The sequence below is a fragment of the Sphingomonas sp. DG1-23 genome (genome assembly GCF_030730875.1).
In the GTDB taxonomy this organism is placed as follows: Bacteria; Pseudomonadota; Alphaproteobacteria; order Sphingomonadales; family Sphingomonadaceae; genus Sphingomonas.
Genome location: NZ_JAVAMA010000001.1, coordinates 19,043 through 31,971, shown reverse-complemented (window position 1 = coordinate 31,971; position 12,929 = coordinate 19,043). Strand labels below are relative to the sequence as shown.

Below are 12,929 nucleotides of genomic sequence, written 5' to 3'. Positions count from 1 at the left end.
GTGATTAATCATATCAATAAGACGGTAGGCGCAAATCGTGGAGAGGCGTGGCAGGAAGGACACAGTCCGGACACACTGTGGGAAACGTCGGTGCCGCTGTTCCGAATGATGATGTCCGGGTGCGGGCGGTCCCTTTTTGTGAGATCGCCCGCTCGAGGCTTAAAAGTCGAACGGCGCCGTCACGCGTCGCTCGGCCATCATGAAGGCATCGGCGACGATCTGCAGCGGCCGCACGTCGACGTCGCTCTCGCCCGCCGCCACCAGTTCGGCGAAGCGCGCATAGAGCCGCGGATATTCGCGGTCGGGCGCTTTCTGCTCGTCTTCGCCGGGGAGCTGGAGGATGCTGCCGCCCATGCACAGCCGGAGCGTGCCGGCATCGGTGTCGATTTCGATGTCCCACGTCTGCGGGCCGGTCTGGAGGAAGTCGAACACCACGTCGACGCGGGCATTGCCGCTGCGCATCTCGAGTTCGGCGGCGAGCGGCGAGGCGCGGCCTTCGGGCACTTCCATCCACGCCGATTTGAGCAGCATCGGCTCGGGCAGAATCTTGGTCGCGATCGACAAGGCGTTGATGCCCGGATCGAACACCCCGAAGCCGCCCGCCGCGAGGATCCATTCCTGCCCCGGATGCCAGCGGCGGATATCCTCGCGCCACGTGATCCGCACCGCGTGGATCTGCTTGCCCTGCAGCCACGCCTTGGCGGGCTCGACCCCCGCGGCTTCGCGCGAGTGCCACGTGGTGTAGAGCACGACGCCCTTGGCCCGCGCGCGTTCGGCGAGCGCGGCGATCTCGGTCAGCGTCGTCGCCGGCGGCTTTTCGAGCATCACGTGCAGCCCCGCGTCGATCGCCGTGACGGCCTGCTCATAGCGCCCGTCCGGGGGAGTGCAGAGCGAGACTGCATCCAGATCATGCCCGCCCGCGATCATCGTGCCGATGTCGTGATAGCCGGGAATGCCGTCCAGGGTCGCGTGGCGGCTGGCGGTCGCGGTCAGCGCGAACCGGCCATCGGCGGCGAGGGCAGGGAGGTGCTGGTCCCGCGCGATCTTGCCGATTCCCACCAGTCCCAGCCGAATGGGCTGCGTCCCGCTCTCCGTCATCCTCACTACTTTCCTTTTATAAGATATATATGCTTCCTATTGCCCCGCACTGCCGGTATCAAGCCCGCACGACACCGTCGGCGCGAACAAAAATGGCGCCGGCGGACAAGGCAATTACCCCACCGGAGAGGTGAATGAGCGACGCGGAAAATGGTTCGAACGGCGGACGTCCGCCCCTGAGGTCGCGCGCCTGGTTTGATAATCCCGCCAATCCCGACATGACCGCGCTCTATGTCGAGCGCTATCTCAACTTCGGAATCAGCCTCGAAGAGATTCAATCGGGCAAGCCGATCATCGGCATCGCCCAGACCGGCAGCGATCTGGCGCCGTGCAACCGCCACCATCTCGAGCTCGCCAAGCGCGTCAAGGAAGGCATTCGCGACGCCGGCGGCATCGCGCTCGAGTTCGGCACGCATCCGATCCAGGAAACCGGCAAGCGCCCGACCGCGGGGCTCGATCGCAACCTGCAATATCTCAGCCTGGTCGAGGCGGTTTACGGCTATCCGATGGACGGTGTCGTCTTCACGATCGGCTGCGACAAGACCACTCCCGCCTGCCTGATGGCCGCGGCGACGGTGAACATCCCGTCGATCGCGCTCTCGGTCGGCCCGATGCTCAACGGCTGGTTCAAGGGCGAGCGCACCGGATCGGGCACGATCGTGTGGAAGGCCCGCGAGATGCTCGCCGCCGGAGAGATCGACTATCAGGGCTTCATCAAGCTCGTCGCCTCGTCGGCGCCGTCGACGGGCTGGTGCAACACGATGGGCACCGCGACGACGATGAACTCCTTGTGCGAGGCGCTCGGCATGTCGCTGCCCGGTTCGGCCGCGATCCCCGCGCCGTATCGCGACCGGCAGGAGAATGCCTATCGCACCGGCCTCCAGATCGTCGAGATGGTCCATGCCGACCGCAAGCCTTCGGACGTGCTCACCCGCACCGCGTTCATGAACGCGATCCGGGTCAATTCGGCGATCGGCGGATCGACCAACGCGCCGATCCACCTGAACGCGATCGCCCGCCATATCGGCGTCGAACTGAGCCTCGCCGACTGGGAAGAGCATGGTTCGGACATCCCGCTGGTGGTCAATCTCCAGCCCGCGGGCAAATATCTCGGCGAGGATTTCTATCGCGCCGGCGGCGTCCCCGCGGTGATGGGGCAATTGCTCCGCGCCGGGCTGATCGACGGCAGCGCGCTCACCGTCAACGGCAAGACCGTCGCCGACAATGTCGCGACTGCCGAGAGCGAGGATGCCGACGTGATCTTCCCGCTCGACGCGCCGATGAAGCCTGCCGCGGGGCTCACCGTTCTTTCGGGCAATCTGTTCGACAATGCGGTGATGAAACTCAGCGTGATCTCCGACGAGTTCCGCAGCCGCTATCTCAGCAATCCCGAGGATCCCGAGGCGTTCGAAGGCGTCGCCGTGGTGTTCGACGGACCGGAGGATTATCATCACCGCATCGACGATCCCTCGGTCGGCATCGACACCAATTCGATCCTGATCATGCGCGGGGCCGGCCCGGTCGGCTATCCCGGCGGCGCCGAAGTGGTGAACATGCGCCCGCCCACCGCCCTGATTCAGGCTGGCGTGCATGCGCTGCCGTGCCTCGGCGACGGCCGCCAGTCGGGCACCAGCGGCTCGCCCTCGATCCTCAACGCCGCGCCCGAGGCGGCGGTCGGCGGTGGGCTCGCTTTGGTCCAGACCGGCGACCGCATTCGCATCGACCTCAAGAACCGCACCGCCGACATGCTCGTCGATCCGCAAGAGATCGCGCGCCGCCGCGAAGCGCTCGCGATCGATTACGTGCCCGAGGCGCAGACGCCGTGGCAGGAGATCCACCGCGATCTCGTCGGCCAGTTCGATACCGGCGCGGTGCTCGAGAGCGCCGTCAAATATCAGCGTATCGCCCAGACACGGGGCATTCCGCGCGACAGCCACTAATCTGGCACTAATCTGACATTGATCAGAACAAGCTTGGGAGGAGAGAGACAATGAAGACGATGACAGCCCTGGGAGTATTGGCCGCCATGGCAATCGCCGCCCCCGCCGCCGATGCCGCCACCGCGAAGCGCGGCACCTTCGGCAAGCTGCCCGACGGCCGCACCGTCGACTCGGTGCTGCTCACCAACGCCCGCGGCGTGTCGGCGAACATCATCGCTTATGGCGCGTCGATCCAGTCGCTGGTGATGCCCGATCGCGCCGGCAAGAAAGCCGATATCGCGCTCGGCCACGACAATATCGGCGACTATCTGAAATACCCCAATTTCATCGGCGCCACGGTCGGCCGCTTCGCCAACCGCATCGACGGCGGGCGCTTCCGGCTCGACGGCCGCGACTATCAGACTCCGCTCAACGACGGCACCAATGCGCTGCACGGCGGCTCGATGGGCTTCGACAAGGTGCTGTGGGAAGTCGTGTCGGTGAAGAACGGCCCCGCCGCCTCGGTCACCCTGCGCTATGTCAGTCCCGACGGCGATCAGGGCTATCCCGGCACGCTCACCGTCGACGCCACTTATGCGCTCGACGAGGCGAACAACCTCACGATCGAATATACCGCCACCACCGACAAGGCGACGATCGTCAACATCTCGAACCACGCGTACTGGAACCTCTCGGGCGAAGGCTCCTCGAACGGCGCGATGGGCCATATCGTCACCATTCCGGCGGATTCGATCACCCCGGTCAACGAGACCCTGATCCCGACCGGCATCTTCCGCCCGGTCGCCGGCACCGTGTTCGATTTCCGCAAGCCCCGCGCGATCGGCGATCGCGTCCGCGACGCGAGCGACAAGCAGATGGTCTATGGCCGCGGCTACGACCATAATTGGGTGATCGGCCGCAAGGTCACCAGTACCCAGCATCTGATGTCGCGCGTCTCCGATCCGGTTTCGGGCCGCAGCTTCGAGCTCTGGTCGAACCAGCCCGGGCTGCAATTCTATTCGGGCAATTTCCTCAACGGCACCTTCTCGGGCAAGGCGAAGAAGATCTATCGCGGCGGCGACGCGATCGTGATGGAGCCGCAGATCTTCCCCGATTCGGTCAACCAGAAGGGCTTCCCCGAATCGCGGCTCGAGCCCGGCCAGACCTATCGCAACATCATGACCTACAAATTGAGCAGCGGCGCGACCGCGGCTCGCCGCTGATCCCGGGAGAGACCAGATGATCCGTCAAAGCTTCCTTCTCTCGGCGACCGCGCTCGCCTTCGTCGCAAGCATCTCCTCGGCCGAGGCGCGCGACCAATGGACCAAGGCGCAGGCCAATGCGTGGCATGCCACCCAGCCCTGGCAGGTCGGCGCCAATTACACGCCCGCCACGGCGATCAACCAGCTCGAGATGTTCCAGGCCGAGACCTGGGATCCGCAGCGCATCGATCTCGAGCTCGGCTGGGCCCAGGCGATGGGGATGAACGTGATGCGGGTGAACCTGCATCACTTGCTCTGGGAAACCGACGCCGCCGGGCTCAAGCGCCGCATGGACGAGTTCATGACGATCGCGGCAAAGCACAATATCAAGACGCTGTGGATCTTCTTCGACAGCTGCTGGGATCCCAACCCGGTTGCCGGCCCGCAGCATCCGCCGATCCCCGGCGTGCACAATTCGGGCTCGCTCCAGTCGCCGGGCGCGGACCGCCTCAAGGACGCGTCGCAATATGGCAAGCTCGAAGCCTATGTGAAGGATGTGGTCACCACCTTCGCCAAGGACGATCGCATCGTCGGCTGGGACGTGTGGAACGAGCCGAACAATAGCGGCGGCGGCAATTACAAGCCGACCCCGGACAAGAACAAATATGTCGCATTGCTGCTGCCGCGCTTCTTCGCTGCCGCACGCGCTGCGAACCCGGTCCAGCCGCTCACCTCGGGCGTGTGGATCGGCGAGCATTGGGACGATCTGAACCGGGTCGATGCGGTCGAGAAGATCCAGATCCGCGAGTCCGATGTGCTCAGCTTCCACGATTACAGCTGGGCGGAGAAGTTCGAGAAGCGCGCGCAGCAGATGCTGAGCTATGGCCGCCCGGTATGGTGCACCGAATATATGGCGCGCGGCAACGGCTCGACCTTCGACAACACGCTGCCGATCGGCAAGAAGCTCAATATCGCGATGTACAATTGGGGCTTTGTCGACGGCAAGATGCAGACCCGCTTCCCATGGGACAGCTGGAAGAAGCCGTACACCTATGAGGAGCCGACGATCTGGTTCCACGACATCCTGCACTTCGACGGCAAGCCCTATCGCCAGGCCGAAGTCGATCTGATCAAGCGCCTCGCCGCGGCGCCGAAGGGCGTGGTACCCGCCTCGGGCAAGTGAGGCGCGCATTCCTGCCGTTCGCGGCGCTGTTGGCGGGTCTCCCGCCGGCAGCGTCCGCGCAGGAAGTGAAGTCGGTCTTCGCCGGCGCCGATCCGGATATCGAAATGGCCGACGGCCAATATTGGATCTACCCGACGGGCGGCGACGGCCTCTCGGCCTGGTCCTCGCCCGACAAGGCCAAATGGACAAAGAGCGACCCGCTGATCCGCCTCAAGGACATCGCCTGGGCCGATGACGACTGCGCCCCGGTCCATTTCCTCTGGGCGCCCGACATGGTCCAGGCGAATGGGGGCTGGTATTTCTATTATTCGGTCGGCCCGCAAAACCCGACTCCCAGCCGTATCGGCGTGGCGACGTGCAAGGGGCCGGCGGGTCCCTGCACCGACAGCGGCAAGCCGCTGATCACGGGGGGCAAGGGCTTCGAGGCGATCGATCCCGCGGTGTTCGTCGATCCGAAGACCAGCACGCCATATCTCTATGCCGGCGGCAGCGCTGGCGCGACGCTGCGCGTCTGGAAGCTCAAGCCGGACATGGTCTCGATCGATCAGGAAGTGAAGGTCGATACCCCGCCCAATTTCACCGAGGGTGCGTTCATGCACTTTCGCAAGGGCATCTATTACCTGTCTTATTCGGCGGGGCAGTGGAACCTGTCGAATTATCAGGTCCATTATGCCGTGGCGCTCTCGCCGACCGGTCCGTGGCGCTATGGCGGTCCGCTGCTCGTCGGCGACACGCGCTACAAGGGGCCGGGGCACCACAGCTTCTTCGAGGATCCGAAGGACGGCAACAGCTACATCGTCTATCATCGCTGGGAAGGGCAGGCTGGCAACGGCCCGTATAATGGCAGCCGCCGCGTCGCGATTCAGCCGATCCAGTATCACCCGGACGGCGTGATCGAGACGATCAGGATACGGTGAAAATCCTCCCCCCGCTAGGTCGAGGTCGCCAAAGGTGACGGAGGGGAGGAATCATGCCGCGAGGTTGGTGCTTCCTCCCCCTCCGTCATGCTGTGCATGCCACCTCCCCTGGCGGGGGAGGATTGAATACGAAAAAGGGCGCCGCGGCCTGGCCGCGACGCCCTTTCTGCTCGGGTGAACCCCCTAGAACGAAGCCCAGTCGTCGCCACCGGTGCTCGCCATCGCGGTCACCGGCAGTGCCCGTACCGGCGAGACATAGCCCGCGGCCTTGGCCGCCGGCCTCGCCGGAGCGCTGGCGCGCGCCGCCACCGTACGTACGCCGGCGCCGACATTGAACTTCGACGCCTGCTCGCTAAGCGCGGCGACTTCGCCGCTCAGATTGCGCGCAGCAGCCGAAGTCTCTTCGACCATCGCAGCATTCTGCTGGGTCGACTGGTCCATCGTGCCGATCGCGATCGAGATTTCGGTGATCGCCGTCGACTGGGCCTGATTGTCGCTGGCCATCTCGCCGAGCAGGGTGTGGACTTCGCTGACGTCGCCCGAGATGTCGGCGAGCGCGCTGTCGACCTTCTGGACCATCTCCACTGCCGCGACGATATCGGTCTGGGTGGCGGTCAGCTGATCGCGGGCGCGGCCGGCTTCTTCCTCGGCACGCATCGCCAGCGCCGAGACGAGGTCGGCGACGACCGCGAAGCCGCGGCCCGCCTCGCCGGCACGACCGGCTTCGACTGCCGCGTTCATCGCGAGAACCCGGGTCTGGAACGCGATCTTGTCGAGGCCTTCGATGACGCTGTCGATGCCCTTGGCCGAATCGGCGACCCGGGTCATCGCCTGCACGGCTTCGTCGGCGATGGCGCGGCCGCCCGATACCGTGGCGATGGCGCCGTCGGCGCGGCCGACGGTGCGGCCTGCCGAGGCGGCCGTCGCCTTGAGGCGGCCGTCCATCTGGGTGACTGCGGCCGAAGTCTCTTCGAGGCTCGCGGCGTTGGCTTCGGTGCGGCGCGCGAGATCTTCCGACGCCTGGGCGATCTCGCCTGAACCGGTGCGGATCGTCGCGGCGCTCTCCATCACGGTGCCGATCAGGTTGCGCAATTCGCTCACCGCGGCGTTGAAATTGACCTTCACCGATTCATAGGCCGGCGAGAACGCCTCGTTGATCTCGCTGGTCAGATCGCCCTGGGCCAGCTTGCCGAGGTTCGCCTCGAGCGTATCGACCACGCGCTGCTGCTCGGCGTCGGCGATCTTCTTGGCCGCGTCGGTCTTCTGCTTCTCGACCGCGGCTTCGCGGAATACGAGGACTGCCTTGGCCATCGCGCCGATCTCGTCGCCGCGGGTCGTGCCGGGAACCTCGACGGCGTTGTTGCCGCTGGCGAGCTTGTTCATCACGCCGGTCATCTGGGCAACCGGGGCGGCGATCCCGCGCGATAGCAGCCAGCCGAGCAGCACCGAGAGCGCCACGGCAAATGCGCCACCGATCCAGATCGCCCATTTGGCCGAAGCGACCGCCGTGTCCTCCGCCGCGATCCTGTCCTCGACGCGGCCTTCCTGGACTTCCGCGATCTCCTTGATCAGCGGACGGATCTCGCCGAGCATCTTGACGCCCGAGAGCTCGCCGGCCTGGCCGCGGGTCGCGGGGTTGCGTGCGAGCGTGATGATATGGTCGAGCTTCTCGCGCAACGTCTTGACGTTGGTGATCAGCTGATCGGCGCGGGCGTGTTGCTCCTTCGAGGTCGAGAATTCCTTGAACTCGTCGACCGTCTTGAAGAACTTCTCGCCATTCTCCTGATAGGTCTTGGCGAACTCCTCCTTGCCGAGGATGGCGAAGCCGCGCGCCGCGTTCTGCTGCTCGAGCACGCCGGTGAGCAGCTTCTGGGTGATCTCCATCGCGCGCAGCGAGCGTTCCTTGTCGTCCGCCGCCGTGGCCAGCGCCGAAAGATTGACGAAGACGATCGCGCCAATACCGGCGAAGATCACGATCAGCGCAGCAAAAGCGCCGGCGAGCTTTCGCGAAATGGGGAGGTTCTGCAACGACATCATAAGCTCCGTAACAACATTGCCGGCAGAGCATCCGTCATTGCGGACATTCGCGAACCCGTCCCCTCATCCCCTCGGGTTCGACATACCGATCATCAATGCCATCATAGGAAGAGTGTGGAGAGGGCAGGGCGGTGCCGCGGCCATATAGTTTACCATGATGTCGGGGCTCTCTGGTGTTTCCAGAATATTTCCATGATATTTCGGTAACTTAGCTTTGCGCGCGACCACGCAAAGAATTTTCGAACGCTCGCGCCGGGAGGCTCGTGAAACCCGCGGGATCGCTGCAAGCCCTTGTGTTGACACGATCAAACGCGCGGCCAAAGCTGCAACTCAGCCCTGCGTTTCGCCCGCCTCGACATCGTCGATCAGCTCGAGCACGTCGCCGATCAGCGCCCGCATCGCGGTCCGCGCGCCTTCGGAATCATGCGCCGCGATCGCGTCGCGCACCGCCGCATGATCGGCGACATTCGCGGTGCGTCCCTTCAGCCGGTTGGTGAAGCGGATCGAGGTACGCAAGGCGGTGCCCACCACGTCGCGAAATTGCGCGTAGAACGGATTGCCCGACGCGCGCAGGATCGCGACATGGAAGGCGATATCAGCCTCCAGCGTATCCTCGAGGCCCTGTTCGGCCGCTTCCATCCGTTCCAGACCGTGCGAGATCCGGGCAAGGTCGTCGAGCGTGCCGACGCGTGCCGCCAGCGCCGCCGCCTCGGGCTCGATCGCCACGCGCAGCTGGTTGAATTGGCGCAGCAACTCGACCGAGAATTGCCGCTCGAGCAGCCAGCGCAGCACGTCGGTGTCGAACAAATTCCAGTTGGTCGCCGGCTGGACCACCGTGCCCTGGCGCGGGCGCGCGCTCAACAGCCCCTTGGCGGTGAGCATCTTGACGGCTTCGCGGGTCACCGAGCGGCTGACGCCATGCTGCTTGGCGAGCTCGGCTTCGGTCGGGAACGCCTCGCGTTCGTAGCGGCCGGTGACGATCGCGCGCCCGAGGCTGTCGAGCATGCCATAGGTCAGGTTGCGGCCCAGCTGGGGCCGCGCATCCTCCGCGCCCAGTTCCGGATAATTGTTCGACATGCCTGCCGCCCCTTGATCGACCCCGACAACGATGTCAGGACCCTCTCCACGCCATTGTTTCACCTACGTTAGCGGAGTGGTGGCGCTGGACAAGTCCAATAAATACGATAAATGAACCAACGACGCTCGAATGGGCGTCACAGGCGGGCACGAGAGCGCGGCATCAGCCGCCGGCGCCCGGGGCAGGGAGGAAGCAATGACGAGTCTCTCGAACTTGGATCTGTTCGTCGTGATCGCCTATGCGATCGGAATTTTCGGCCTTGCCCAATGGGTTAGTCGAGAGAAGGCGGGGCATGCCAAGGATACTTCGGATTATTTCCTCGCATCCAAGTCGCTGCCCTGGTGGGCGATCGGCGCGTCGCTGATCGCGGCGAATATTTCTGCAGAACAGATCGTCGGAATGGCCGGTTCGGGCTATGCGATCGGGCTTGCGATCGCGTCCTATGAGTGGATGGCGGCGCTGACCCTGCTGATCGTCGGCAAATTCTTCCTGCCGATCTTCCTCAAGAACGAGATCTACACGATGCCGCAGTTCCTCGAGCAGCGGTTCGGCCGCGTGCTCCCGGTGCTGATGGCGTTGTTCTGGCTCGCGCTCTACGTGTTCGTGAACCTTACTTCGATCATCTGGCTCGGCTCGATCGCGGTCAACAAGGTCGCGGGCGTCGATCAGACCGCGTCGCTGATCGCCCTGGGCGGCTTCGCCTTGCTCTATCAGCTCTATGGCGGCCTCAAGGCGGTGGCGCTCACCGACATCGTCCAGGTGACGCTGTTGGTGCTCGGCGGCCTCGTCGTCTCCTATCTCACCCTCAACCAGATCGGCGGCGATCAGGGCGTCCTCGCCGGCTTCTCGGTGCTCACCGAGCGCGCGCCGAGCCATTTCGACATGATCCTTAGCCAGGACAATCCCTTCTACAAGGATCTGCCCGGCATCGCGGTGCTGGTCGGCGGAATGTGGATCGCCAACCTGTCTTATTGGGGCTTCAACCAATACATCATCCAGCGCGCGCTCGCCGCGAAGAATCTCGGCGAGGCGCAGAAGGGCGTGGTGTTCGCCGCTTACCTGAAGCTGCTGATGCCGGTGATCATCGTCCTCCCGGGCATCGCCGCCGTCGTGCTCGCGCCCGAGCTCGCCAAGCCGGATGAGGCCTATCCGACGATGATGAAGCTGCTGCCCCCCGGGCTGCTCGGCCTCGTCTTCGCGGCGCTGATCGCGGCGATCATCGCCTCGACCGCTTCGAAGATCAATTCGATCGCCACCATCTTCACGCTCGATCTCTACGCCAAGGCACGCGGCATGAAGACTCGCGGCGAGGACAATGTCGCTGCGGTCGAGGGGCAGGAGAAGCATCTCGTTCTCGTCGGCCGCGTCGTCGCCGCGATTGCGGTGGTGATCGCGATCGTCGCCGCCCGGCCGCTGATCGGCCAGTCGGACCAGGCCTTTCAGTTCATCCAGGAATTCTCGGGCTTCTTCACCCCGGGCATCACCGTGATCTTCCTGCTCGGCCTGTTCTGGAAGCCCGCGACCGAAGCCGGCGCGATCGTCGCCGCGATCACCTCGGTGCTGCTGTCGTACATCCTCAAGATGGGCATCCCCTCGGACTTCCTGCCCGACGCGCTCAACGCCTATCTCTTCCCGTTCATGAACCGGATGATGTTCGTGTTCGTGGTGAGCCTGTTCCTCGCAATGGCGGTCTCGCTGCTGGTACGCGGCCGAGGCGACGCCAACCGGGTGACGATGGAGGGCGTGACCTTCCGCACCTCGGGGGTGTTCAACGTGGCCGGGATCGGCGTGATCCTCATCCTCATCGCCTTGTACGCGACCTGGTGGTGAGTTTCGGCAGCCGCTTCCTCGCCGTCGACTGGGGCACCACCAACCGGCGCGTGTTCCTGATCGACGGCGGTCAGGTCGTGCAGACCGAACGCGATGACCGCGGCGTGACTTCGGTCGAGGATTTCGGAGCCGAGGCGGCGGCGATCCGCGGCCGGTTCGGCGATCTGCCGATGCTGCTCGCGGGCATGGTCGGCTCGAATATCGGCTGGCGGCCGGCGCCCTATGTCGCTGCGCCCGCCGGGGTCGCCGAACTGGCGGCGGGGCTGTTGTGGATCGACGACCGCACCGCGATCGTCCCCGGCATATCGACTCTGGTCGGCGGCCGGCCCGACGTGATGCGCGGCGAGGAAGTCCAGTTGCTCGGCGCGGTCGCGGCGGACCTCGTCCCGGCGGATTCGCTGCTCGCCCAGCCCGGCACCCATTGCAAATGGGTCGAGATGCAAGGGGGCAAGGTCGCGGATTTCGTCACCGCGATGACCGGCGAATTGTTCGCCCTGCTTCGGAAACATGGCCTGCTCGCCACCCAGCTCGGCGGCGAAGTCACCCTCGGCGCGGCGTTTCTCGAAGGCGTCGAGGACGGCAACCGCCAAGACCTCGCCGCGTCGCTGTTCGGCATCCGTGCCGCGAAGATGCTCGGTCAACGCAACGATGCCGACGCCGCCTCTTATGCCTCGGGCCTGCTGATCGGCACCGACGTCGCCGCGCGGCTCGCCACGTCGAGGCACGACGCCGTCCACATCCTCGCCGGTCCCACTCTCGGCGGGCTCTATGCGGCGGCCATTCAATCGCACGGCCGCAATGCCCATCTGATCGACAGCCACGCCGCGTTCGTCGCGGGCATCAACGAGATCGTGAAACAATGAGCCATATCGCCGCCTTCGACGCCGCCTTTGCCCGCTGCCCGCTGATCGCGATCCTGCGCGGGGTGAGGCCCGACGAGGTCGAAGGCATCGGCGACGCCTTGGTCGATGCCGGATTCGCCCTGATCGAAGTCCCGATGAACTCGCCCGACCCGCTCGACAGCATCGCGCGGCTCGCCCGCCGCTTCGAGGGCCGCGCAGTGATCGGTGCCGGCACGGTGCTGACCGAAGGCCAGGTCGAGCAGGTCGCCGCGGTCGGCGGCACGATGATCATCTCGCCCAACGCCAACACACGGGTCATCGCCGCGAGCGCCGAGGCGGGGCTGGTTTCGCTCCCCGGCGTGGTTACCCCGACCGAGGCCTTCGCCGCCCTCGAGGCAGGCGCCACAGCGCTCAAGCTCTTTCCTGCCGAGGGATCGAGCCCGACGATCCTCAAGGCGATGCGCGCCGTGCTGCCCAAAGAGCTTCGCCTGCTCCCCGTCGGCGGCATCGCACCCGACAATATGGGCCCGTGGCGCGAAGCCGGGGCAGACGGGTTCGGGCTGGGGTCGGCGCTCTACAAGATCGGCCTCACCGCGGCCGAAGTCGGCGAACGCGCGCGCGCGTTCGTTTCAGCCCTTTCCTAACAGGATTTCCTTTGCCACGCTGATACCGAGGGCCGGGATGGGGAGCAATGCGGCAGCGCAGCCGCAACTTTCCGGGCGCGGCCCGCAACTTCCTAAACTTCCGCAGATGAAGTGACGGAAAAGTCGAGGAATTCGTCGCAACGCCAAAGTTGCGGACGGGCGCCGCGAATCGGGGCGAG

At 65.2% G+C, this 12,929-nt stretch carries 10 protein-coding genes; 7 read left to right on the top strand and 3 right to left on the bottom strand.

Translation table 11 applies throughout. The features are described from left to right. Positions 1-159 precede the first annotated feature (159 nt). A complete protein-coding gene (locus Q9Q95_RS00120) occupies positions 160-1,098 on the bottom strand; it encodes a Gfo/Idh/MocA family protein (RefSeq protein ID WP_306093035.1) in 939 nt (312 codons plus the stop codon). A gap of 134 nt (positions 1,099-1,232) precedes the next feature. Here Q9Q95_RS00120 and Q9Q95_RS00115 point away from each other — a divergent pair, with 134 nt between their 5' ends. The 4 genes from Q9Q95_RS00115 to Q9Q95_RS00100 are packed head-to-tail and all read left to right on the top strand — an operon-like array spanning position 1,233 to position 6,319. Continuing rightward, a complete protein-coding gene (locus Q9Q95_RS00115; RefSeq protein ID WP_306093034.1) occupies positions 1,233-3,038 on the top strand; it encodes an IlvD/Edd family dehydratase in 1,806 nt (601 codons plus the stop codon). 50 nt (positions 3,039-3,088) lie between these two features. Further along, the gene (locus Q9Q95_RS00110; RefSeq protein ID WP_306093033.1) at positions 3,089-4,240 is read left to right on the top strand and encodes an aldose epimerase family protein; all 1,152 of its coding nucleotides are present in this window, start codon (positions 3,089-3,091) and stop codon (positions 4,238-4,240) included. Between the two features lie 16 nt (positions 4,241-4,256). Then, positions 4,257-5,402: a cellulase family glycosylhydrolase gene (locus tag Q9Q95_RS00105; protein ID WP_306093032.1), complete on the top strand. Its 1,146-nt coding sequence runs from the start codon at positions 4,257-4,259 to the stop codon at positions 5,400-5,402. Beyond that, positions 5,399-6,319 (top strand): family 43 glycosylhydrolase, encoded by a 921-nt coding sequence (locus Q9Q95_RS00100; protein ID WP_306093031.1) that lies wholly within the window; start codon positions 5,399-5,401, stop codon positions 6,317-6,319. The genes Q9Q95_RS00105 and Q9Q95_RS00100 overlap by 4 nt, the downstream gene beginning before the upstream one ends. Positions 6,320-6,502: 183 nt before the next feature. On the opposite strand, the gene Q9Q95_RS00095 is transcribed toward Q9Q95_RS00100, so the two are convergent. Together Q9Q95_RS00095 and Q9Q95_RS00090 are read right to left on the bottom strand one after the other, a co-directional pair. Beyond that, a complete protein-coding gene (locus tag Q9Q95_RS00095) occupies positions 6,503-8,353 on the bottom strand; it encodes a methyl-accepting chemotaxis protein (RefSeq protein WP_371876642.1) in 1,851 nt (616 codons plus the stop codon). A 333-nt stretch (positions 8,354-8,686) separates the two neighbouring features. Next, positions 8,687-9,433 carry a FadR/GntR family transcriptional regulator gene (locus Q9Q95_RS00090; protein WP_306093029.1) on the bottom strand — a complete coding sequence of 249 codons (747 nt, stop codon included), beginning with the start codon at positions 9,431-9,433 and terminating at the stop codon, positions 8,687-8,689. A 196-nt stretch (positions 9,434-9,629) separates the two neighbouring features. Between Q9Q95_RS00090 and Q9Q95_RS00085 the strand changes: the two genes are divergently transcribed. The 3 genes from Q9Q95_RS00085 to Q9Q95_RS00075 are packed head-to-tail and all read left to right on the top strand — an operon-like array spanning position 9,630 to position 12,750. After that, complete coding sequence (locus Q9Q95_RS00085) at positions 9,630-11,264, top strand: sodium/solute symporter (protein WP_306093028.1); 1,635 nt, start codon at positions 9,630-9,632, stop codon at positions 11,262-11,264. Further along, a complete protein-coding gene (locus tag Q9Q95_RS00080; protein WP_306093587.1) occupies positions 11,255-12,127 on the top strand; it encodes a 2-dehydro-3-deoxygalactonokinase in 873 nt (290 codons plus the stop codon). Before Q9Q95_RS00085 ends, Q9Q95_RS00080 begins: the two co-directional genes overlap by 10 nt. Beyond that, the gene (locus tag Q9Q95_RS00075) at positions 12,124-12,750 is read left to right on the top strand and encodes a 2-dehydro-3-deoxy-6-phosphogalactonate aldolase (RefSeq protein WP_306093027.1); all 627 of its coding nucleotides are present in this window, start codon (positions 12,124-12,126) and stop codon (positions 12,748-12,750) included. The genes Q9Q95_RS00080 and Q9Q95_RS00075 overlap by 4 nt, the downstream gene beginning before the upstream one ends. Positions 12,751-12,929: the final 179 nt, after the last annotated feature.

Coding starts and splice junctions, on each gene's coding strand:
- Q9Q95_RS00120 (WP_306093035.1), bottom strand. CDS start 1,098: ATGACGGAGAGCGGGACGCAGCCCATTCGGCTGGGACTGGTGGGAATC.
- Q9Q95_RS00115 (WP_306093034.1), top strand. CDS start 1,233: ATGAGCGACGCGGAAAATGGTTCGAACGGCGGACGTCCGCCCCTGAGG.
- Q9Q95_RS00110 (WP_306093033.1), top strand. CDS start 3,089: ATGAAGACGATGACAGCCCTGGGAGTATTGGCCGCCATGGCAATCGCC.
- Q9Q95_RS00105 (WP_306093032.1), top strand. CDS start 4,257: ATGATCCGTCAAAGCTTCCTTCTCTCGGCGACCGCGCTCGCCTTCGTC.
- Q9Q95_RS00095 (WP_371876642.1), bottom strand. CDS start 8,353: ATGTCGTTGCAGAACCTCCCCATTTCGCGAAAGCTCGCCGGCGCTTTT.
- Q9Q95_RS00090 (WP_306093029.1), bottom strand. CDS start 9,433: ATGTCGAACAATTATCCGGAACTGGGCGCGGAGGATGCGCGGCCCCAG.
- Q9Q95_RS00085 (WP_306093028.1), top strand. CDS start 9,630: ATGACGAGTCTCTCGAACTTGGATCTGTTCGTCGTGATCGCCTATGCG.
- Q9Q95_RS00075 (WP_306093027.1), top strand. CDS start 12,124: ATGAGCCATATCGCCGCCTTCGACGCCGCCTTTGCCCGCTGCCCGCTG.